Raw genomic sequence first — 20,803 nt, forward strand, 5'->3', positions numbered from 1 at the left:
TCACACGAATCGACATCACCGGGTCGATTGGCAGGCACCGAACCGGTACAAGGATCGCCAGTTCCGCATCCTGTACGCCGGGGCACAAGGGAACGGAGCGCCCCGCAGCGCCTCGTGTCCGAGGCGGACGGCCGCTGGCGCGGAATCCTCACGAGCGGCACCGCCACGATGGCTGCGCAGGGGGTCTCCCTGATCGCCAGTCTGCTCATCGTTCGCGTCATGGCTCAGAACCTCGGCGTGGCAGAGTTCGGGTTGTGGCTCACCCTCACCACCGCCCTGGCGATGTTGGGGGCCCTGGACTTCGGTCTTGGGCCCGCTGTCATGACACAAGTTTCGGAAGCCCGCGGCAGAGGCGATCTCGGGGAGATGCAACGGGTGGTGAGCACGGCGTTCTTCCTGCTGAGCAGTGCCGCGCTCATCGTTCTCGCAGTCTCCGCCGTCCTCACCTCGACCATCGACTGGAATACCGTGCTCGGGGTGGGAAATGAGGTGCCTCACCCGCTCGTCCGCGAGCTGCTGTTCGCTGTGGCTGCCGCCATCGCACTGAGCCTCCCTCTGGTAATTGCCCGTCGCGTGTACTACGCGCTCCGTCGCGCCCATGTGCTGGCACTCTTCACCGTGCTGGCTGTAGCACTGCAGGGTCTCGGAGTCTGGGGCGTAGGGGCCATCACTTCAGATATCCGATGGTTCCTCATCATCTATCTCGCAGCATGGCTGGTCGCGGATATCGCGACGACACTGCTGCTCCGTCGCTCCATCCCCGAACTGCGCCCTCGGCTGTGCGCCATCGACCGACGCACTGCAGGCCGACTCGGGAAGGAAGGAGCTCAACTCTTCTTCCTTACGCTTGTCAGCGTCGTCGTCTTCCAGAGCGATGCGTTCATCATCGGCCACTACCTTGGGGTCTCTCACATCCCGGAGTACGTGCTGCCATTCAAAATCTTCGTTCTGGTGCCTGCCTTCGCCGCCATGTTCCTCACGCCCTTGTGGGCCACTTATCGTGAGGCATGGACCCGGGGTGACTACCGCTGGGTGCGCAGCGCGTACACACGATCGGTGGCGTTCACGGCTGCTGCCGCCACATTGATGGCGTGCCTCCTCTTCGTCGGTGCCCGCCCCTTGCTGCGTCTCTGGATGGGCAACGACGCCGTTGTTCCGTCGGTAGAGATGCTCGCCGCGCTGGCGTGTCACGTCATCGTCATGTGCACCAGCAGCGCGGTCAGCGTGCTCCTGAAGGGCTTGGGTGTGCTTCGTGCGCAGTACATCCTCGGCGCGGTCATGGCATTACTGAACATCGCACTGTCAATCTGGTCCGTAACACGCATGGGTATCTGCGGCCCACTCTGGGCGACCGTAGCCACGCAGACATGTGTCGTTCTCATCCCCAGCATGATCTACGCGTCCCGGCGACTGTCCACCCATCACACATGCGCGCAGACGAACGGGAACGCGGTACCGGCCGTCAAGTCCTGACATGAAGGCCAGAAGGCGAAGACCGCACGACCAGCAGAGTTGGTTACCGGAGAGGCGACGAGATGCCCAAACGACGCCAGGTCATCTACCTCGGGTGGCATGGATTCAACAACTTTGGCGACGATCTCCTCCACGAAACGTGGAAGTCAGCGCTCGGCAACCCGCTTGAGGTCGCGGCTCCCTTGACGAGGCGGGCCCATATGGTCACAGCCTCTCAGTTCCTTCTGCACAGCCTGCGCCGGATCGATACGGAACGGATCGTACTGCTCGGAGGCGGTACCACGATCGGCTTTCAGAACTGGGCCAAGCACACACGGCTGGCCCTTGCCTACTACTCCGCCCAGGCACTGGTGGTCGCCGGCGCGGGTGCCGCGGCATCACACGACACCTTCGCTCTGAACCTGCAGAGCTCCGACTGGCGGGCATGGCGCAACCTGCCCCACGTGGCACTCTTCGGGGTCCGCGGTCCACTGACCCAGAAGGAGTGCGCACATCACTGGAGGACCACCAGCGTGATCGGAGACCCGGCCCTCCTCTACCCGCTGTGTGTCCGCAGGCAGCGCCCGCAACCCGCTCGCCCTGTGGTCGGGGTCTGCTTGGGAGCCAGCCCAACAAGCCGGTTCGACATCGGTGCTGTCGCCGATGCCGTCAGCGCCCACCTCGCCCATCATCCGGACCATGCCGTGCGTGTCCTGCAACTCTCTCGGGAAGACAGTGACGTGGCCCGCGAACTCGCCTCCCGGCTCGACGGAACATTGGTAGCTTTCGAGGGTGACGTGCAGACGATCATGGAATCCATCGCAGAGTGTTCGTTGCTGCTTTCGGAGCGACTGCACGGGGCAGTCGCCGGCGTAGCGTGCGGCGTCGCCACTGTTCCCCTCGCGTATGCCAGCAAATGCGATGACTTCTGGATGAGCATCACCGGAGAAGCGCCCGTTCTTCACGTGGGAGCAACCAGTGGGCAGATCCTTGAGGAGATTCAGCGGGCCACACGCCCGGAGCGGGCCGCTGTTGTCGCACAGAGAGTCCATGCCCTCCAACAGGATCTCCTGCACGCTGTCGACCTGCTGCGCCAATGGCAGGAGGGGCACATCAGCAGCCAAGAGTTGATTGCGCTGTCGCGGCATGCGACACCCGCTGTGCTGCAGAGCTGATCGGCAGCACCGGCGCTTATTCGCCTTCTGGGCTTGCGGAAGCCACGAATCAGGCGATCTCGATGACACCGAGGTGACCTGCAACTGCCACGCTTCCCCTGCCACGAGGGTCACGTGCCAGCTTCTTCCAGCACCGACGCATATCGTCGGAGAAGTCGATGTCATCGACAAGGACCACGGCACCCGGCCGACATCTTTCGACGACCAGGCCGAATTGCGACTCCACCCATTCGCTGGTGTGTACTGCGTCGATAAGAGCCAGATCGACGGGGCCGGCGATGCAGTCGACATTATCCTCAAATGTTCCCACGGTGAGTACGAAGTCACCGCCGACTGCTGCCAGGTTCTTCTCTGCCAGTCTCGCCCACGAAACATTCGGTTCGAACGTCCACAACCGTCCGGCGCCGAGTTGGCGCAGAGCGGCAGTGAAGTACATTCCAGAGACTCCGAAGGCTGTTCCGAACTCGACCACGTTCATGGGCCGCAACCGACGTACCATATCCGCGTAGAAGCGCCCTAGGATACGAGACGATCGAACTTGGTTCGGCTTCCGTTTGACGTTCCCGTAAACCTTCCAGGCGTCAAACTCTCCCAGCTCGTCAGTTTCGGCGCTTAGCTCCTCAATTAGGTTCTCCTGGGGAGCGATGGGCATTCTGGCCGCAAGGAACGGGTACTGATTGGCCAGCCAGCCCGCCCGTTCCGCCCACTCCAATCGGGCCACATTCATTCGACCGAGAACTCGATCAGTCAGGTACATGGCCGCATCGTACGGCGAGGGATCAGTCAGCGGGGGGGATGCTCTCCGCGTGTCCTTCATGCCGCCCTGGAACGGACCCACGCTGCCGTGCTACGGCTTCCTCCACAGCCCGTGCGTATACCTTCTCCACTCTCATCACCCACGAGGGCGCGGAGAAATGACTGGCATGCACGTGGAAGCAGTGCTCGCGCAGCACGGGGAAAGTTTCTCGGGCAGCGTCAAGGGCCTGGGAAAGTTCGTCGGTTCCGCTGTAAACAGCGCCGGTGCCGTGACGAAGGACATCTTGCGCGGCCGATGATCCTGACAGCGCGAGAACAGGTAGACCGGCGGCCACGGCCTCCCGACAGATGACAGGCGCGTTTTCAGGACAGGCGCTGGGAAAGATGAGGCCCGTGTAGTGAGGAAGCCTGCCGAGGAGCTGAGCACGCGGCAGTCCGCCGAGGAATTTCACCTTCTTGGGCGCAGCCGCTCTGCAGGCCGACTCCAGCGGCCCTGAACCAATTACGTCCAGCGACTCGTTCTGTGGCCAACTCCGGAGAAGGGGAAGAATACCCTTCTCCTCACTCAGACGGCCCGCGAACACCCACGGGCTTCCCACTTCCGACTCCCCCGCAATTGACCTCTCGGAAGAATTTACTTGCACAGCGTCGAAGAAGTTGGGAACAAGTTCCAGCCTTCCCCCGCTGTTCGAAAATCGACGGTAAAACTCCCGGCTGTATTCGGAAAGTACGATCAACTTGTCTGCTCGACGAAGCAGAGGATGCGCCGCCGCTCCTCCTCTGGTCGCCCAGGCGAGTGGGAGCGTGGCCCTGCGGGATCCGCGATAGCAGGCGTGCCGCAGCGCGGCCCATCTGTCTCCCTCAGGGCATTTTGCGCACACCTTCCCATCACGAAACAGTGTCCCGGCGGCGCAGGCGGGCCGATAGTTGTGGAGCGTGGCGACGAGCGGGCCTGGCCAGCGCTCCAGCCAGTCGGTTCCGAAGTTCGGGAACAGGTTGTGTACATGGACGATGTCGGGTGCGAACCTCCTGAGTTCGGCCAATGGCGACCGGCCGCGCCCGGTGGCCACGCGAAGGCCGGATCGCATGGTGTATCCGAATTCTGCTTGCAGAGTGTCGGTGTGTGCGGCGACCATATGCACCTCATGCCCAGCAGCGCGCAATGCCGCCACTTGATCGAGCACTGCGGTGTTCTCTCCACTGGGCTGCTCGGACGAGTAGAAACTGTGGACAAACGCCACGCGAAAGGCCGCGCGCTGCGTCGGTTCACCAGTCAATCGGACGTCTGGCACGTCGCACCAACGCTGGAGGAGAGCGGCCGTCGGTTATTGGCAATGAGCCCGAACGTCGTCGGAGGGAAGACGAGTTCACCGACGGATTGCAGAGAGCTGGACTGTGTGGACCAGTAACGATGCAATTCTACCTTCTCGAAGGAGGAGTCCAGTAGTTCTCGCAGCGCCTCCTCGTCCACCCCATTGCGCACGACATGGTATTCGACCATGTCTGCTTCGTTCGTCTCGTCATAGACACCGCGCAGCCGACGGATTCGTGTGGCCAAGCCCCGCCGCAATTGCCCCTGCCCCACTCTCCACAGCATGTAGGCCGTGCGATCCAGCCTCATGGAAGTCTTTGACCGACGCGGGTACCAGAGCGGATCCTGAAAGCTCAGAAAGGCGCCCCCGGGGACGATGCGTTCGATGAGTCGCTGCACCGTGTGCATATAGTCCGGAATGTGATGCAGGACGGAAATGCAGACGACCGCGTCGAGGGGCCCTCCGCTGCACGCTGCTTCCCCATCGCGGTCGTGGACCACCGTGACCTTGGTCGTGTGCCTGAAACGATGCTGGAGCATCCGGACGCTCGGCCCACTCATCTCGGTCACCTCGACCTCGGCCCCTGCCGCCACCAAGTGGTCGGTGAAGGTGCCGTGTCCGGCTCCGAGTTCCAATACTCGGCACTCTCCTTTTCGTTCGATGACGTCACCGACCAAGGAGTGCAAATGGGATACCACACGTTCGCGCACTTTATGGTGCCGAATGTGTGGGGAGCCCTTTGCGTAATCGTGCCCGACATCGTGCCCACGTTCTTGGAGTTCCCTCATCGAGGGCTTTACCTCAATTTTCACAGACGAAGACTCGCATACGAGGGGACAACCTACTCGCTTTGAATGCCGTGTCGGGTGGCAATTCACGCGTTCGGCTGCGCCACAGGGAAACTACATCGGAAATAGATACTGAGCGTTTTCCAACGTACGGCAGGAGAAGGGTGGTTGGGCCGACAGGCAGATGAAGCCCCTGATAGATGGATTTTCAACCAACCGAACCGTCTCCACCAAGGGCTTCGCGTACTTCTCTACCCGTCCGGCATCGACTGTCGAGTAGATGTGGGCCGCGAACTTGTTACGCGCCACCAGGCGGTTGGATCCTTAGGGCAGCCGGTTTCGGCGTGACGGGCAACACGCCTGCCGGTCCTGCCTGAATAATCCGGACTGATCCCTTCTATAGGGTCTCACTCATGTCGGACATGAGCGTTTCCCTGCAAACGCAACGGCGGCGCCCACGGCTGCTGCTGATCGGGATGGCCGCGTTCTGGGTGTTCGTGGGCGGAAATCTCGCCCTTGTGGGTCTGAACGCCCCGGTCACGTTCGCAATCTGCTGTGCCGCGATGTTCGCTCTTCCGTGCGCCCTTTCCCGTGCGCCGTCCAGGGCCGGCCGACTCGAGCCGGTAAATCCCCTCCGGGGGCGGCTGCCCCTGGCTCTGTGGGGATTCGCGGCTCTCGCCGCGGTGTCCACCGTCGAGAAGCAGACCAGCGCCGGCCTGCAGAACGCCCTGGTGTACCTGTCGTTCGTCGGCCTGACAGCCCTGGCCGCAGCATGGACCTCGGCCGGCTCCCCCCTGCTGCTCTTGCGGTGGATCCGGGCAGCCGCAGTCGTCGGCGCCATCGGCTATCTGGCGACGGTGGCCGTCCGCGGACCGGGTGCCCACGGGTTCTATCCTGCCCGCGTCTACGGCGAGGTCGCTTGGATCGGCATGGCCGCCGCCGTCCCGATCGCCAAGCGGTCACGCGGGGGGTTCGTGGTCCCCGTGCTACTGCTTTCGGCCTGCCTGCTCAGCCTGTCCCGGACCGCGACGGCGGTGTGCGCCCTGCTGTTCCTCGCCCTGGCCGCCATCGGCCGCGGCCGCCGGGGACTGATCAGGCTGGCTGCGCTCGCGGGAGTGATGTCGTACGCCGCCGTCCGGCTCATCACCGAGTTCCAGCCGCTACGGAATCGCTTTGTGGAGAACGACAACGAAGCGGTCGGAGGCGTCGTTATCGGCAGCAGCGGCCGGTCCCAGATGTGGGAGATCACATGGAATTCCATCAAGGAATCTCCTTGGCTGGGGCACGGCATCGGCGACGCTCAACAGCTGATCTCCGACAACATTCCTCTTCTGACGCACCCGCACAACGACTACCTGCGGCTGTGGAATGACTTGGGCGTCATCGGCCTGGTTCTCTGGGTGTCGGCCGTTTTCCTTCTCATGCGAGGAGCTCGCCGTCGCTGGCGGATCGCGGCGACGGCCGCCGACCGCGCCATCCATCAAGCAGCATTGCTCTGCCTGATCGGGTTGAGCCTCAACGCATTCACCTCCAACTCGCTCGTGTACATTTTCGTCACGGTACCCGTTGCCGTCATCGTGGGAACCAGCCTGGGCCGCGCTCATGCGCCGGACGCCCCCGAAGGACCAACAATTCAGAGAAATCCCATCGGGCAGGCATTGGTTAAGGTGCCTTCATGACTCTTTTCGCAGAGAGCATCTCGAACTCCCCGATTTCCCGGGTCTCGGCTTTTCCACTGCAAGCCGCGGAGGTTGTGGTTACGACGCCCGGATCCAACGACATAATTGAGCTTCTTCGAGCTGGCCACCGATCAGGTGACGCCCTACGAGGCGCAACGAGCGAGGCCCCAGAGCTGTTGATCGAGATGTCTGACGTCTCAACCACGCTGCTCGGGGGCCTCGTTGGTCATCGGTCCTGCCGCACTCGACCTGCCACATGCACTCGTTGAGTGGGTGACGATGCTCGTCGTCACCCGTGAGAGCGACGGGCGCTGCAAGCTCCGCCCGTCCCAGCGCGCGATGGTGGCGCTGGTGTACCTGCGCGAACACACCACCCTGGCGAAGATCGCTGCCGGGTTCGGGATCAGCGAGTCCACCGCCCACGCCTACACCAGCGCGGTCACCCACCTGCTCGCCGAGTGCGACCGGGTCGGCGACGGACGGGCCGACCACTCCCACAAACACCGCCGACACGGAGTGAACGTGCAGGTGGTCACCGATCCCGGCGGTCGGCTGCTGTGGCTCTCACCCGCGTTGCCGGGCCGAACTCACGACCTGACCGCTGCCCGCACCCACCGGGTCATCCGCATCTGCGAGCGCCAGGGCGTCCCCGTTCTGGCCGACCTCGCCTACCAGAGCGGCGGCCCCTGGGTCACCACGGGCATCAAACGCAGGCCCCTGCAGGAACTCACCCTCACCGAGAAGACCGTCAACCCGGCCCTGGCCGCGGCCAGGGCACCAGTCGAGCGCGGAGTCGCACGCCTGAAGCCCTGGCAGATCTTCCGCAGATCCCGACGCAGTCCAAACCGCATGACGTCAATCACCAAAGCTGTCCTCACCCTGGAGCGGCAACGCTGAAGAAGCTCATAGAGCAGGCCTTGAACTCGCCGAGGGCTCTGGCGTAATGGGGTCGATCGGAATCGTCGACGATCAGCATGCCGCCGGGCTTGCCCCTTGCGATGGAGTGCCGGATACAGGCGGGCTGTGCCCGTCCGTCGGCCGCCACGAGATCGAAGTGGTCCGGCGGGATGCCGTCGATTGCCGAGGCGTACGAACGGAAGCTGCGGTGGCGAACGGCTGGGAAGCCCGTCACTTCCTCGCGACCAGCGATTTGGGAAGTCCGGCCAGACGTTCGATCCAGATGTGGGAGTCGGAGAAGTAGGACCGCATTTCGGTCAGCGACAGGAGCTCGACTTCCTGAACATGGCGGGTGGCCTGGGCGCGCCCGGAGCGGGGGATGTGCCCGTGCGGCCAGTGCTGGGAGACGGCGACGCGAACCCGGAACGGGAGCAACTGGAGCCCTGGGAACAGCCAGTGGGGTTCCACCGGGAAGTACCGGTAGGGCGTCTGTACCCAGTGGTGGGTTCCGTGGGCGTGCACGGTGTCGGCGAACTGCTGCCGCCGGTGGTGGCCGCCCACGTGTTCGAGGACGGAATTCGAGTAGACGAGGTCGAACCGTTCGGCCGACAGATTTCCCGGCAGGGAGAGAGTGCACGCGTCGGCCACGACCGGGGTGATTCCCTGTTCCGACTGGCGGGCTGCGCGCGGATCGAGGTTCACGGTCACGACGTGCGCGGGCCGGACAGGTGCGCTGCGCCATGAAGCCGGGGTCCCGCCGAGATCCAGAACGCGCATCTCGGCTAGGTCGGGAAAGCAACGCAGCAGTTCCTGCCAGCGTTTGGCGCGAGCCGAGTGGGCGAGGGATCCGGGTCTTGAGGGGTCGGCGATCTTCGTCTTGAGCATGCTGTTTCCCCGCTGCCTGCGTTGCGGTGTGGCGATGGCGGTCACACGAGGTTCCTCTCTCCGGCAGTGCCGGGGGCAGGTACATCGTGGAGGGGCCTTGCCATCTGCGGCATTGAGGCGGGCGCGGGCGGGCTGTCCGGAACGGCAAGCGCGGGTGCGTGCGCCGCGATTTCGGCATCGACCATGAGACGGGCCAGCTCAGGGGCGCGGACTGTCGGACGCCATCCGAGAACCCGCTCGGCTTTCGTGGCATCACCGATCAGGTCGTCGACCTCGGTGGGCCTCAGATAGCGCTCGTCGAACCGCACATGGTCCTGCCAGTCGAGACCGACATGGGCGAAGCAGTGCTCAACGAAGTCGCGCACGCTGTGGCTGGCGCCGGTGGCGACCACATAGTCGTCCGGTTCCTCCTGTTGCAGCATCAGCCACATCGCCTCGACGTACTCGGCCGCATACCCCCAGTCCCGTCGGGCGTCGAGATTGCCGAGGTAGACGACGTCCTGCAGGCCCGCCTTGATACGTGCGGCGGCCATGGCCACCTTGCGTGTGACGAAGGTGGGGCCACGGCGAGGGGACTCGTGGTTGAAGAGAATGCCGTTGACCGCGTACATCCCGTACGCCTCACGGTAGTTGCGGGTCGCCCAGTAGGCGTAGACCTTGGCGACACCGTAGGGAGAGCGGGGGTGGAAGGGTGTGCCCTCGTGCTGAGGCGGCGGGGAGGCGCCGAACATCTCCGAGCTGGAGGCCTGGTAGAAGCGGCAGGGAAGGCCCGTCGTCCTGATGGCCTCCAGCAGCCGCGTCGTTCCGAGCGCAGTGCAGTCACCCGTGAATTCCGGTTCGTCGAAGGACACCCGTACGTGCGACTGGGCGGCCAGGTGGTAGACCTCGTCCGGCTGCAGCCGTTCCAGCAGACCCGCGATCCTGGTTCCGTCCGTCAGATCGCCGTAGTGGAGGAAGAGGCGCGCCTCGGGATCGTGCGGGTCCCGGTAGAGATGGTCGATGCGTTGCGTGTTGAAGGTCGAGGCGCGACGGACGATTCCGTGCACCACATAGCCCTTCCGCAGCAGCAGCTCCGTGAGGTAAGAGCCGTCCTGGCCGGTGATGCCGGTGATGAGCGCCTTCTTGACAGTCACATGCACTCCTTGCTGCGGGGTGACGCAGATGAGCGGAACATGCCTCGTACAGATAGCCAAACCCATCAATAAGTCTTGATAGTGGCTATTGCTATCTTTGCTTGACTTAAGGCATATACCTCTCATTTGTCCATTGGTGTCGTACGGTGAGGACGGCATTCACTTGATCCGATCAGGGACGGACACCTTGGACCTGCGCGACTACCTACGAGTCCTCTCTCGCCGTTGGCGTGCCATCACCGTGCTGGCCCTGCTCGGAACGGCGGTCGGTGTGCTCATCACCTACACGGCGACCCCGGAGTACCGGGCCAGTGCGAAGCTCTTCGTGTCCGTGCGGGAGGGGTCCGACACCCTCCAGCTCGCTCAGGGAAATGTCTTCACCCAGGCTCGAGTTCGGTCGTACGCGGAGGTGGCGGCGAGCCCTATGGTGACCCGGCACGTCGTGAGGACGCTGCGGCTCGATATGACGCCGAGTCAACTGAGCCGGCGCATCAGCGCGAGCACGCAGCCCGACACGGTGCTGATCCGGCTCACCGTCACGGACACCTGGCCGGAGCGGGCCGCCCGGATCAGCAACGCCGTGGCCGAGCGCTTCACCGAGGTGGTCCGCGACCTCGAGCGCCCTGCCGGCGCCGAGACGTCTCCCGTGCGACTGAGCGTCACCCAGCCGGCATCTGTGCCGTCCGTGCCCTTTTCCCCGCGCCCCGCCGTGAACGTCGCGCTCGGTCTGTTGGCCGGGCTGGTCCTCGGAGCGGGTCTCGCCGTGGCCAGGGAGTCGATGGATCGCTCGGTACGCACCCTTCAGGCTCTGACCGAGTTCCTGGCCGGGTTCGGCGGGCCTCCGGTGCTCGGCAGCGTCACGCACGACCCGCGGGCCACCCGCCATCCTGTGGCGTTGCTCGACGACATGCACGGACCGCGCGCCGAAGGCTTCCGGCGGCTGCGCACCAGCCTGCGGTTCGTGGACGTGGATCAGCCGCCGAGAGTGATCGCGGTGACCAGCCCGCTGCCTCGTGAGGGCAAGACCAGTGTCGCGATCAACCTGGCCGCGACACTGGCCGAGACCGGTGCCTCGGTGTGCCTGGTCGACACCGACCTGCGCCGTCCTTCTACTGCCCACGTCATGGGGCTGGTGCGGGACGCCGGGCTGACGACCGTGTTGATCGGCCAAGCCGAGGTGCACCAAGTGCTGCAGTCCGTGGGCTCCTTCTCGGTGCTGACCAGTGGCTCGGTGCCTCCCAACCCCGCCGAGTTGTTGGGCAGCTCCCAGTTGAGGGCCGTTCTGCGCAGCCTCGCCGAGAAGTTCGACCATGTCGTGGTGGACACCGCGCCGGTGCTGCCGGTGGCGGACGCGTCCGTGATCGCCTCCGTCGTGGACGGCTATCTGCTGGTGGTGCGGGCTTCACACACCAGCCGCGAACAGGTCGGCGCAGCCCTCCGCACGCTGCAGCACGTCGGTGCTTCCGTGCTCGGTACGGTCCTGAACATGACGTCGTCGAAGGAGGAGGGCAACACGTATGGCTATGCGTACGAATACCGGCCGCAGCGCCGGAAGGGCGGCCGTTTCTCCAAGCGACGCCGCAGCCTGTACGTGCCGCCCGCCGGTAGGGCCCCGGTCCTGCCGACTCCTGGCGGAGAACCAGGTGCCCAGGTCACGGCCGCGGCCCCGGCGGCGGCAGTCGACGGCGAGACCCGCTCCATGACCGCCGACGGCAGCGCTCAGCGGTGAGCTCCCCTGCCTCAGCACGGTACGGGGACGTTCACCGCCCCCTCGACCGCTCCGCGCGCGTGTTCGTGGCCGGAAGCCGTGGACTCGTCGGCTCCGCGATGTGCCGGCATCTGGAGCGGGAGGGGTTCACCGACGTGGTCGGGCCCGGCTCCGCTCAACTGGACCTGCGTGAGCGCCGTGCCGTCCTCGCCTGGTTCGCGGCCACCCGGCCGGATGTGGTGGTGCTGGCCGCCGCACGCGTGGGCGGGATCAGGGCGAATGCCACCCGTCCCGCGGAGTTCCTGTCCGACAACCTGCGTATCCAGGTCAACGTGCTGGACGCGGCCCTGGAACACGGTGTGGAGCGGCTGCTGTTCCTGGGCTCCAGCTGCATCTATCCGAAGTTCGCCGAGCAACCCATCCGGGAGGAGGCGCTGCTGACGGGTGCGCTGGAACCGACCAACGACGCCTACGCCATCGCCAAGATCGCCGGACTGCTGCAGGTGCAGGCGGTACGGCGGCAGCACGGCCTCCCCTGGATCTCCGCCATGCCGACCAACCTGTACGGTCCCGGCGACAACTTCCACCCCGAGCACTCCCATGTCCTGCCGTCGCTGATCCGGCGCTTCCACGAGGCCCGAACCTCAGGGGCACGGCGAGTGGTGAACTGGGGTACCGGGACGCCTCGCCGGGAGTTCCTGCACGTGGACGATCTGGCTCGGGCATGCCTGCACCTGCTGGAGCACTACGACGCGGACGGGCCGGTGAATGTCGGTACCGGCACGGACATGACGATCCGGGAGGCCGCTGAGCTGGTGGCAGAGGTCGTCGGCTACCAGGGGACCATCGAATGGGACGCGGACCAGCCGGACGGCACCCCCCGCAAGCTTCTCGACGTCTCCAGGATCACCGCCCTGGGTTGGAGCCCACGGATCGCTCTGCGCGAGGGAATCGCTGAAGCACACGCCTGGTACGTGGAACACCAAGCTTCCGGCGCCCGGGAAGGAACAAGCTCACCGTAGTCGTACCGCGGATGAGCACGCTTGCGGGCGGGCCCTGACCGTGGTGGCTTGCGAGGTCCCGCTCATCCGGGGCTGCCGCTGGGGATGGCGAGTTCGCGGCCCTGGTAGAAGCCTTCCCGCTCCTCTACGACGTACGGAGCCATGTCGGCACGCCGCTGCGCCTCGGGGTCGGAGGCCCGCCAGGAGTCGCACGCCTCCTTGGAGTCCCAGAACGAGACACCGGTGATCTCCTGTCCGTCCTCGGACCAGTACGCCAAGGCGCGGCGCATACCGGGCGGGTGGGTGGCCGGCCGCCACACCTTCTCGAAGTCCCCCAGGGTGCCCGGCCGAATGCGGCGCGTCGTCACCCAGACGAAGTGCTCCTCCATCGCGGCCTCCTTCGCTCGCCACTTCGACCACCGTAGGTCCACAGCACCGATTGCGCCTGCGCGGCAGTCACCTGCCGGGTCCACACGGCTCAGCCCGGAGGAATGAACGGGGCGTTCCTGCCTACTCGGGACGCATGGCTCGGCCCAATGACGAGGTCGCGGCGCTGTTCCAGGAGTACGCGGACCTGATCTCGATCACTGGTGGAGACGCGTACAAGGCGCGTGTCTACGAGAAGGCCGCCCGCTCGATCAGCGGCTACCACGCCGACGTGTCCGCCCTCGACGTCAAGGGTCTGCAGGAGATCCCCAACGTCGGCAAGTCGATCGCGGAGAAGGTCGCCGAGTACTTCCGCACCGGCAGTGTGTCCGCTGTCGACGAGCTGCGCGCGAAGATCCCGGCCGGCGTCCGGCGGCTGACGGCCATCCCCACGCTCGGTCCGAAGAAGGCCTGCGTCGTGTACGAGGAGCTGGGCATCTCCTCGGTCGAGGAGCTCACCGACGCCATCCACGCGGAGCGGCTGCGCGACCTGAAGGGCTTCGGCCCCAAGACGGAGGAGAACATCCTCCACGGCATCGAACTGCTGCAGTCCTCCGGGAACCGCGTCCTGCTCGATGCCGCCATGGACCTCGCCGAGGACATCGTCGCCGAGCTGTCCCGGGTGACCGGCTGCCGCCGGTGCACATACGCCGGGTCGCTGCGCCGCCTCCGCGAGACGGTCGGCGACATCGACGTGCTCGCCGCTGCCGGGAGTTCGTCCGCGCTGATGCAGGCGTTCACCGAGCTGCCGTACGTCTCGGAGGTCGTCGCGCACGGCGAGAAGAAGACGTCGATCCGCACGACCAAGGGCCTCGCGGTCGACCTGCGTGTCGTACCGCAGGCCTCGTGGGGAGCGGCGCTGCAGTACTTCACCGGATCCAAGGCCCACAACATCCGCACCCGCGAGCTCGCCGTGCACCAGAAGCTCAAGCTCTCCGAGTACGGGCTGTTCGACGCCGAGACCGGGAAGAAGATCGTCTCCAGGACGGAGCAGGACGTGTACGCCCGGCTCGGCCTGCCGTGGATCCCGCCGATGCTGCGCGAGGACCGCGGGGAGATCGAGGCCGGGCTGCACGGCGAGCTGCCCGATCTGGTCGAGGAGACGGACCTCAAGGGCGATCTGCACACGCACACCGATCTGACCGACGGGCTCGCGCCGCTGGAGGAGATGGCGGAGGCGGCAGCCGAGCGCGGCTACGCCTACTACGCGATCACCGACCACGGGCCCAACCTGTACATGCAGCAGATGACCAAGGAACGGATACTGGCCCAGCGCGAGCGGGTACGGGAACTCGACGGCACGTACGGCAAACGGGGCAAGCGGCGCGGCATGCGGTTGCTGCACGGTGTGGAGCTGAACATCGACCCGGACGGCGACGTCGACTGGCCCGAGGAGTTCCTGGACGGCTTCGACCTGTGCGTGGCCTCGGTGCACTCGCACTTCAACCAGACCCGTGGGGCGCTGACCCGGCGGATCGTGCGGGCCTGCGAGAACCCGTACGTCAACATCATCGGCCATCCCACCACCCGCATCATCGGCAAGCGGCCGCCCATCGACGCCGACCTCGACGAGATCTTCGCCGCGTGCGCCCGCACCGGCACCGCGCTGGAGGTCAACGCCCACCCCGACCGGCTGGACCTGCGCGACGAGGACATCCTGCGGGCCCGGCGGCACGGGGTGAAGTTCGCCGTCGACAGCGACGCACACTCCACCCTCCACCTGGCCGACATGCGCTACGGCGTGGGCACGGCGCAGCGCGGCTGGCTCACCAAGGACGACGTGATCAACACCTGGCCGGAGACCCGCCTACGGCGCTTCCTGCGCAAGGGGCGGGGTCGCTGAGCGCGGGGTGCGGGCTTTGAGCCGTTCCGTTCAGGCCGCTGCCAGGCGCACGATTTCCGCGACCTCGTAGCCGGCGTCGGTGATCGCCGCTCGTACGACGATGTCGTCGACCGAGTCCCCGCGTACGGTCACCAGGCCCGAGCGGACGTCGACGTCGACCTCGGTGACGCCCGTTACGGCCACTACCTCCTCAGTGACGCTCGCGGCGCAGTGGCCGCAGGTCATGCCGGACACGGTGAAGAACTTCTCGGCCATGACGGATGCTCCTGTCCTCTGTCGGCCCGGTGATTGAGCCGTCGAGGCTGGTGGGCCGCCTGGCACGGGGTACGGCCGGAGGCCGCGCCGCGTTCAACGCCCCCGCCCGACGACCTCGGCGCAGGGACCGTTCACCCGGCTGAGCGCCTTGAGTGGTGGTGGGGCGGAAACCGGCTGACGGTGGATCACGTCAGGGCCGGGTCACGTCAGCTGACGAAAAGGAAGCTGCCCGGCCGTGGCGGAAGGACCATCAGATGCGTTCTGCTCGCATGATCTTCGCTGCGGCGGCGGCCACGGCCGTCCTCGCCATCACCGCCCCCGGCGCCTACGCCGGGGACGAGTGGAAGCACGAGGACAACGGTTACGGCAAGGAGCACGACAAGAAGGAGCACCACAGCAAGGAGCACGACAAGAAGGACAAGCACGACGGCCACCCCCGTGGCGGCGTTCACGCAGGTGGCGGCGCCCTGACCACGGTCCCCAACGAGGAGGAGTGGAACTCCGGACACCACACCAAGGAGGACACCTACAAGGAGCGCGAGCACGGCAAGGACTCCTACGAGAGCGACCACCACGGTAAGCACGAGGGCGGCGGTTACAAGGAGAACGACTCGTACAGCGACCACGGCAAGGAGTCGTACAAGGGCGACCACGAGAAGGGCTCCTGGAAGGACGACCACTACAAGCACGACAAGGAGTACTGGAAGGACGAGCACGGCAAGCCGCGCGGTGGCGTGCACACGGGTGGCGGCGCGCTCGCCTCTCCGGCCGTGACCGCGGGCGGGCTGGCCGTCCTCGCCGTCGCCGGCACCGGCATGTACGCGCTGCGTCGCAGGAAGACGGCCGGAAACGTGGCCTGAGCCATGCCCTCCGCGATACCCGGCGCGATAGCGGCCGCGGCCGCCACACCAAGCGTCGTGTGGCGGCCCGGCCGGCGCGCCTCCTTCTACCCTTTACGCCCTTTGTGAGGTGGTGTACCCGATGGCAGCCGGTCCCTCTTCCCCCGGCGGCATCGACCCGGTGCCGGACCGCCGTGAGTCCCGTACGAGTCTGAATCTGACCGTGCTGTGCGCCGTGGCCCTGCTGGTCCTGGTGGTGAGCCTGTTCGGGGGTGAGGGCTCTTCGTCCGACGGCGCACGCCCGCCGCACGCCCGGCACGCCCCACAGGCCGATCACGCGTCCGCCGAGGCCTCGGCCGCCGCCTCGGCCGGCGCGCGCCCGGCGGGAAGGCATCTGCCGCGGTCGCGGCCGGTCCGGCTGCTCATCCCGAAGATCCGCGTCAGCGCCCCGTTCATCCCTCTGGAGATCGGCCGCTCCGGTGAACTGGAAGCGCCGCCCGCCGACAACGTCAACCTCGTCGGCTGGCACGCCGGCGGAGCCTCCCCTGGGGAGACGGGCACCGCGATCGTCGCCGGGCATGTCGACACGGCGACGTCTCCGGCCGTCTTCGCGGGGCTGAGCGAGCTGGAGAAGGGCGACGTCTTCCACGTCGTGCGAGCCGATGGCCGCAGGGCGACGTTCGTGGTCGACGACGCGGAGACGTTCGCGAAGGACGACTTTCCCGATGAGCGCGTCTACGCCGACACCGCTGAGGCCGAGATCCGCCTCATCACCTGTGCGGGCGCCTACGACCGCACGGCCAAGGACTACACCGAGAACCTGGTGGTCTTCGGGCATCTGGCCTGAGCCGCGCGCTCAGGACCCGGTGGCCTCCGCCGCCGAAGCACACCTGGGGCGTCGAGCACCGTCGAGCGCTGCCGCTCCGCCGGGGTGTCCGACGCCGCGCTGCTCACCGTCGTACTGCGGCTGAAGGAGTACCGCGACGCCGTGGAGCGGCATGTCGTCAATGGGTGCCGCGCCGCCGAGCCGGGGACGCCACGTTGGCCGGGCGAGAGCCTGGGCGCGGTCCCGTTCACGCCCGCGCGCTCCCCGGTCGGCCCTCCGTGGTGCCCGGGGTCATCTGCGGCATGGTCGACGACCGGCCGGTGGGGCTGTGTCCACGGCTGCCCAGCGGTCGGGAGCCGGCGGAGATCGACGGGGCGGGCGTCGGTCTGGTCGTCGCGTCGCCTGCCGCCGCGCCGGAGCGGCTGCGGTTGCCGTACCGGCTGTGCGTGCGCGGGCTGGAGTCGGCGGCCGGCGGGGGTTGCGCGGGCTGCGCGAGCTCACCGATCTGGCCGGGGAGCTCGCGCCGGCGGGCCAGTCCGTGTGGGGCGCGGCCCTGAGTGACCGTTTCCTCGGCGGACTGGATCCGCGGGACGACTTCCATCGTGAGCTCGCCCGGACCGCCCTGGCGTTCCTCGACAGCGGCCGCCGGCCGGACGGACGGACGGCGACAGTGCTGTTCACGCACGCGAACACCGTCCGCTACCGCCTGGGCCGGCTCCAGCAGCTCACCGGCACCTCCTCACCGACGGCTCGCCCGACGACCCGTCCGGGACGCCGACGACCCTTCACTGGTGGTGGGCGCTGACAACGTGGCTGGACGCGGGGGCGGAAAGCGTTCCAACGCATAAGGAGAACAGCGAGGGTCCGGCTGGCCAAAAACTCTCCCTCGGGTGGCCAAGAACCATTCAAGGACCGGCCATGATTCCTCCACGCTCATCCAAGATTCCGCAACTTGAACGTTTGAGCGTTTAGCCCGGACGTACGTTCCTCTCCGTGAACTCTGACGTAGCACCAGACAAGGGCGACGGCTCCCAGGCGACCGCCCCCGCCGACGCCCCGATATCCCACACGAAGCCCCGTGGGCGGCGCTCGCTCCTGCGCGCCGCGCTGGCCGGCACCGCCGTCCTCGGCGGCGGCATCGCGATCGGCACTTTCCCGGCCGACGCCGAGCCCGTCACGCGGACGACGCGCGCCACCCCCTCCGCCCCGGCCGCCACCCGCACCCGGCCGAGCACGCCCGACGAGGCGCTGACAGAGCTGTCGAGGGGCAACCGCCGCTGGCGCACCCTGCACCAGCAGCACCCCCATGAGGACGCCGCGGTCCGCAAGGCCCTGACGACCGGTCAGCAGCCCTTCGCCCTCATCCTCGGCTGCATCGACTCCCGCGTCCCCCCGGAGCTGGTCTTCGACCAGGGCCTCGGCGACCTGATGACCGTGCGCAGCGCGGGCGAGGTCCTCGACGAGGCCGTGCTCGGCAGCGTCGCGTACGGCGTCCTCGAACTGGACATCCCGCTGGTCGTGGTGCTGGGTCACCAGTCCTGCGGTGCCGTGAAGGCAGCCGTCTCGGCGGACCAGACGGGTGAGGAACTGCCCGCCCACATCCAGTACATCGCCGACGCGATCAAGCCGGTGATCGATCACAGCGTGGAGGGCGACGCCCGGGTCGCCGCGACCATCGACGCGAACGTCCGGCTCGTCCGCTCCAAGCTCGCGGCCGAGCCCGACCTCGCCGCCAAGGTGAAGGCGGGCGAGGTGGCCATCGTCGGCGCCCGCTACGACCTGACGACCCAGCGCGTGCACCTGCTCAAGTAGGCACCTCCTGGCCCCTTGCAAGGGAGAGGCGGCCCCGGTGGGCACTCACCGGGGCCGTCTCGCACCACCGGCGGGCAGACCTTGACGCGGTTGTGTCCGCGTCCTGTCACAACACGTCCGGGTGCTGTCACGTCTCGCCGATACGGCTTGTCGGGGAGTTCCGGGGGCGGGCATCGTCTGTAGTGCGAGGCGGTGACTCGCCGCCGGCACTCACAACGACGTGGAGGTGCGCCATGTGTTCCCACCAGCCCCAGTGCCCTTCGTACGACAGCCCCGCCCGCGACGCCGCGCACATCGTCGCCTTCCACCCCGAGCAGGGCTGGAACCTGCTGTGCAACGGGGCGATCGTCTTCGACGACACCGGTGAGATCCTTCCCGACGGCAGCATCGTCGCGCCGAGCCGCCTCGCCGTCGCCGCCTGATCCCGGCCCGGCGCTACGGCAGGACCGCGAAGCCGTCGAGTTCCACGAGGGCCTGCTCGTCCCAGAGTCGTACGACGCCGATCACGGCCATCGCGGGATAGTCCCGGCCCGCCAACCTCCGCCAGATACGGCCGAGTTGAGGCGCCCGGAAGCGGTAGTCGGCAACATCCGTGGCGTAGACCGTGACGCGGACGAGGTCGGACGGTGTGCCTCCGGCGGCCTCCAGGGCGGTCAGCAGATTGCCGAGCGCCCGCTCGAACTGCTCCTCCAGCGTCTCGCCCACGACCTTGCCGTCCCCGTCGAGCGCGGTCTGGCCCGCCAGGAAGACGACCCGGGTGCCGGTGGCGACCACCGCGTGCGAGAAGCCGGTGGGCGGCGACAGTTCGGCCGGGTTGACGCGCTCGGTGCTCATGCGGACGGCACCTCCTGCGTGTGCCGCGCGTACAACTCCTTCGCGACGATGGCCCGTTGGACCTCGCTCGCCCCCTCGTAGATGCGCGGCGCCCGCACCTCCCGGTAGAGGTGTTCGAGCAGATGGCCGCGCCGCAACGCCCGCGCACCATGCAGCTGTACGGCCGCGTCGACGACGTACTGCGCGGTCTCCGTGGCAAGCAGCTTCGCCATCGCGGCCCGCCCCGGTACGTCCGGCGCGCCCGAGTCGTACGCCGTCGCCGCCGCGTAGACCATGAGGCGGGCGGCCTCCGTGCGCATGGCCATCTCGGCCACTTGGTGGGCGACCGTCTGAAGGTCCCTCAACTTACCGCCGAACGCCTCGCGTTGGCCCGTATGCGCGATCGTCGCGTCCAGCGCCGCCCGCGCCATGCCGACCGCGAAGGCGCCGACGCTCGGGCGGAACAGGTTGAGGGTGCCCATGGCGACGCGGAAGCCGCGGTCGGGTTCGCCGAGGACGTCGTCGGCAGTGACGGGTACGGCATCGAAGCCGAGAGCGCCGATGGGGTGCGGGGAGAGCATGTCGAGGGGGGTACCGGTGAGGCCGGGGCGGTCGGCCGGGACCAGGAAGGCGGTGACGCCACGGGCGCCCGCGCCCGGGGTGGTGCGGGCGAAGACGGTGTAGAGGTCGGCCTCGGGGGCGTTGGAGATCCAGCACTTCTCACCGGTGAGGCGCCAGCGGCCGGTGCCGTCGGGTTCCGCGCGCAGCTCCAGCGCCGCCGCGTCCGAGCCCGCTCCCGGCTCGCTGAGCGCGAAGGCCGCGACGGCGTCGCCCTCGCTCACCCGGGGGAGCCAGCGGGCGCGCTGGGCCGCGGTGCCGTGGGCGTGGACCGGGTGGGCGCCCAGGCCCTGGAGGGCGAGCGCGGTCTCGGCCTCCGTGCAGACGCAAGCCAGTGACTCGCGCATCAGACAGAGGTCGAGCGCCCCCGAGGTGAACAGGCGGGAGAGCAGGCCCAGTCGGCCCAGCTCGGCGACCAGGGGGCGGTTGACATGGCCGGGCTCGCCCTTCTCGGCGAGCGGGCGCAGGCGTTCGGCGGCCAGGGCGCGCAGTTCGGCACACCAGGCGAGTTGTGCCGGTTCGAGCGAGAATGCGGTCATTGCCGGTCCCCTCTCCCCCCCATTGGGCCGCTTCCGAGGTTATCG

21 protein-coding genes are annotated in these 20,803 nt (G+C 67.2%); 12 read left to right on the forward strand and 9 right to left on the reverse strand.

Annotated elements, in window-relative coordinates; genetic code table 11:
* The first annotated feature begins 114 nt into the window (after positions 1-114).
* Both CES90_RS07920 and CES90_RS07925 read left to right on the forward strand, forming a co-directional pair.
* Positions 115-1,473, forward strand: coding sequence for an oligosaccharide flippase family protein (locus tag CES90_RS07920; RefSeq protein ID WP_189780533.1), 1,359 nt, complete (start codon positions 115-117; stop codon positions 1,471-1,473).
* Between the two features lie 62 nt (positions 1,474-1,535).
* Positions 1,536-2,627 (forward strand): polysaccharide pyruvyl transferase family protein, encoded by a 1,092-nt coding sequence (locus tag CES90_RS07925; RefSeq protein ID WP_189780534.1) that lies wholly within the window; start codon positions 1,536-1,538, stop codon positions 2,625-2,627.
* Between the two features lie 49 nt (positions 2,628-2,676).
* Here CES90_RS07925 and CES90_RS07930 read toward each other — a convergent pair whose 3' ends face one another.
* The 3 genes from CES90_RS07930 to CES90_RS07940 are packed head-to-tail and all read right to left on the reverse strand — an operon-like array spanning position 2,677 to position 5,484.
* The gene (locus CES90_RS07930) at positions 2,677-3,384 is read right to left on the reverse strand and encodes an O-methyltransferase (RefSeq protein ID WP_189780535.1); all 708 of its coding nucleotides are present in this window, start codon (positions 3,382-3,384) and stop codon (positions 2,677-2,679) included.
* Positions 3,385-3,406: 22 nt separating this feature from the next.
* Positions 3,407-4,675, reverse strand: coding sequence for a glycosyltransferase family 4 protein (locus tag CES90_RS07935; protein WP_189780536.1), 1,269 nt, complete (start codon positions 4,673-4,675; stop codon positions 3,407-3,409).
* Positions 4,657-5,484: a class I SAM-dependent methyltransferase gene (locus CES90_RS07940; protein WP_189780711.1), complete on the reverse strand. Its 828-nt coding sequence runs from the start codon at positions 5,482-5,484 to the stop codon at positions 4,657-4,659. The genes CES90_RS07935 and CES90_RS07940 overlap by 19 nt, the downstream gene beginning before the upstream one ends.
* 413 nt (positions 5,485-5,897) lie before the next feature.
* Between CES90_RS07940 and CES90_RS07945 the strand changes: the two genes are divergently transcribed.
* Both CES90_RS07945 and CES90_RS07950 read left to right on the forward strand, forming a co-directional pair.
* Entirely contained in the window at positions 5,898-7,163 is a 1,266-nt protein-coding gene (locus CES90_RS07945) for an O-antigen ligase family protein (protein WP_189780537.1), read from the forward strand.
* A 222-nt stretch (positions 7,164-7,385) separates the two neighbouring features.
* Positions 7,386-8,060 carry a transposase family protein gene (locus CES90_RS07950; protein ID WP_189780538.1) on the forward strand — a complete coding sequence of 225 codons (675 nt, stop codon included), beginning with the start codon at positions 7,386-7,388 and terminating at the stop codon, positions 8,058-8,060.
* Positions 8,061-8,291: 231 nt separating this feature from the next.
* On the opposite strand, the gene CES90_RS07955 is transcribed toward CES90_RS07950, so the two are convergent.
* Both CES90_RS07955 and gmd read right to left on the reverse strand, forming a co-directional pair.
* Positions 8,292-8,990, reverse strand: a complete 699-nt coding sequence (locus tag CES90_RS07955; RefSeq protein ID WP_208921409.1) for a class I SAM-dependent methyltransferase — start codon at positions 8,988-8,990, stop codon at positions 8,292-8,294.
* Entirely contained in the window at positions 8,987-10,078 is a 1,092-nt protein-coding gene (gene gmd, locus CES90_RS07960; RefSeq protein WP_229913542.1) for a GDP-mannose 4,6-dehydratase, read from the reverse strand. Before gmd ends, CES90_RS07955 begins: the two co-directional genes overlap by 4 nt.
* A gap of 163 nt (positions 10,079-10,241) precedes the next feature.
* Between gmd and CES90_RS07965 the strand changes: the two genes are divergently transcribed.
* Together CES90_RS07965 and CES90_RS07970 are read left to right on the forward strand one after the other, a co-directional pair.
* A complete protein-coding gene (locus tag CES90_RS07965; RefSeq protein ID WP_229913543.1) occupies positions 10,242-11,807 on the forward strand; it encodes a polysaccharide biosynthesis tyrosine autokinase in 1,566 nt (521 codons plus the stop codon).
* Positions 11,804-12,808, forward strand: a complete 1,005-nt coding sequence (locus CES90_RS07970; protein WP_189780540.1) for a GDP-L-fucose synthase family protein — start codon at positions 11,804-11,806, stop codon at positions 12,806-12,808. The genes CES90_RS07965 and CES90_RS07970 overlap by 4 nt, the downstream gene beginning before the upstream one ends.
* Before the next feature lie 62 nt (positions 12,809-12,870).
* On the opposite strand, the gene CES90_RS07975 is transcribed toward CES90_RS07970, so the two are convergent.
* Entirely contained in the window at positions 12,871-13,176 is a 306-nt protein-coding gene (locus tag CES90_RS07975) for a hypothetical protein (protein ID WP_189780541.1), read from the reverse strand.
* Between the two features lie 134 nt (positions 13,177-13,310).
* Between CES90_RS07975 and polX the strand changes: the two genes are divergently transcribed.
* A complete protein-coding gene (gene polX, locus CES90_RS07980) occupies positions 13,311-15,056 on the forward strand; it encodes a DNA polymerase/3'-5' exonuclease PolX (RefSeq protein ID WP_189780542.1) in 1,746 nt (581 codons plus the stop codon).
* A 30-nt stretch (positions 15,057-15,086) separates the two neighbouring features.
* On the opposite strand, the gene CES90_RS07985 is transcribed toward polX, so the two are convergent.
* Positions 15,087-15,311 carry a heavy-metal-associated domain-containing protein gene (locus CES90_RS07985; protein ID WP_189780543.1) on the reverse strand — a complete coding sequence of 75 codons (225 nt, stop codon included), beginning with the start codon at positions 15,309-15,311 and terminating at the stop codon, positions 15,087-15,089.
* Between the two features lie 254 nt (positions 15,312-15,565).
* Between CES90_RS07985 and CES90_RS07990 the strand changes: the two genes are divergently transcribed.
* The 5 genes from CES90_RS07990 (at position 15,566) to CES90_RS08010 (ending at position 19,210) form a co-directional block, all read left to right on the forward strand.
* Positions 15,566-16,171 carry a hypothetical protein gene (locus CES90_RS07990; RefSeq protein ID WP_189780544.1) on the forward strand — a complete coding sequence of 202 codons (606 nt, stop codon included), beginning with the start codon at positions 15,566-15,568 and terminating at the stop codon, positions 16,169-16,171.
* 121 nt (positions 16,172-16,292) lie between these two features.
* Positions 16,293-16,997, forward strand: a complete 705-nt coding sequence (locus tag CES90_RS07995) for a class F sortase (protein ID WP_189780545.1) — start codon at positions 16,293-16,295, stop codon at positions 16,995-16,997.
* 421 nt (positions 16,998-17,418) lie between these two features.
* Positions 17,419-17,781 carry a helix-turn-helix domain-containing protein gene (locus tag CES90_RS49390; RefSeq protein ID WP_229913544.1) on the forward strand — a complete coding sequence of 121 codons (363 nt, stop codon included), beginning with the start codon at positions 17,419-17,421 and terminating at the stop codon, positions 17,779-17,781.
* Positions 17,782-17,969: 188 nt separating this feature from the next.
* Complete coding sequence (locus CES90_RS08005; protein ID WP_189780547.1) at positions 17,970-18,788, forward strand: carbonic anhydrase; 819 nt, start codon at positions 17,970-17,972, stop codon at positions 18,786-18,788.
* 233 nt (positions 18,789-19,021) lie between these two features.
* Positions 19,022-19,210 (forward strand): DUF5999 family protein, encoded by a 189-nt coding sequence (locus tag CES90_RS08010; RefSeq protein WP_149827891.1) that lies wholly within the window; start codon positions 19,022-19,024, stop codon positions 19,208-19,210.
* A gap of 13 nt (positions 19,211-19,223) precedes the next feature.
* Here CES90_RS08010 and CES90_RS08015 read toward each other — a convergent pair whose 3' ends face one another.
* A complete protein-coding gene (locus tag CES90_RS08015; RefSeq protein WP_189780548.1) occupies positions 19,224-19,622 on the reverse strand; it encodes a RidA family protein in 399 nt (132 codons plus the stop codon).
* On the reverse strand, positions 19,619-20,758 hold the full coding sequence (locus CES90_RS08020) for an acyl-CoA dehydrogenase family protein (RefSeq protein WP_189780549.1): 1,140 nt from the start codon (positions 20,756-20,758) through the stop codon (positions 19,619-19,621). The genes CES90_RS08015 and CES90_RS08020 overlap by 4 nt, the downstream gene beginning before the upstream one ends.
* Between the last annotated feature and the right edge of the window lie 45 nt (positions 20,759-20,803).

Origin of the sequence: Streptomyces capitiformicae (genome assembly GCF_002214185.1) — a bacterium.
In the GTDB taxonomy this organism is placed as follows: Bacteria; Actinomycetota; Actinomycetes; order Streptomycetales; family Streptomycetaceae; genus Streptomyces; species Streptomyces capitiformicae.

Excerpts from the sequence above, each read along its gene's own strand:
- CES90_RS07925 (WP_189780534.1), top strand. The coding sequence starts at position 1,536 with ATGCCCAAACGACGCCAGGTCATCTACCTCGGGTGGCATGGATTCAAC.
- CES90_RS07930 (WP_189780535.1), bottom strand. The coding sequence starts at position 3,384 with ATGTACCTGACTGATCGAGTTCTCGGTCGAATGAATGTGGCCCGATTG.
- CES90_RS07940 (WP_189780711.1), bottom strand. The coding sequence starts at position 5,484 with ATGAGGGAACTCCAAGAACGTGGGCACGATGTCGGGCACGATTACGCA.
- CES90_RS07945 (WP_189780537.1), top strand. The coding sequence starts at position 5,898 with ATGTCGGACATGAGCGTTTCCCTGCAAACGCAACGGCGGCGCCCACGG.
- CES90_RS07975 (WP_189780541.1), bottom strand. The coding sequence starts at position 13,176 with ATGGAGGAGCACTTCGTCTGGGTGACGACGCGCCGCATTCGGCCGGGC.
- polX (WP_189780542.1), top strand. The coding sequence starts at position 13,311 with ATGGCTCGGCCCAATGACGAGGTCGCGGCGCTGTTCCAGGAGTACGCG.
- CES90_RS07985 (WP_189780543.1), bottom strand. The coding sequence starts at position 15,311 with ATGGCCGAGAAGTTCTTCACCGTGTCCGGCATGACCTGCGGCCACTGC.
- CES90_RS07990 (WP_189780544.1), top strand. The coding sequence starts at position 15,566 with ATGCGTTCTGCTCGCATGATCTTCGCTGCGGCGGCGGCCACGGCCGTC.
- CES90_RS07995 (WP_189780545.1), top strand. The coding sequence starts at position 16,293 with ATGGCAGCCGGTCCCTCTTCCCCCGGCGGCATCGACCCGGTGCCGGAC.
- CES90_RS08010 (WP_149827891.1), top strand. The coding sequence starts at position 19,022 with ATGTGTTCCCACCAGCCCCAGTGCCCTTCGTACGACAGCCCCGCCCGC.
- CES90_RS08015 (WP_189780548.1), bottom strand. The coding sequence starts at position 19,622 with ATGAGCACCGAGCGCGTCAACCCGGCCGAACTGTCGCCGCCCACCGGC.
- CES90_RS08020 (WP_189780549.1), bottom strand. The coding sequence starts at position 20,758 with ATGACCGCATTCTCGCTCGAACCGGCACAACTCGCCTGGTGTGCCGAA.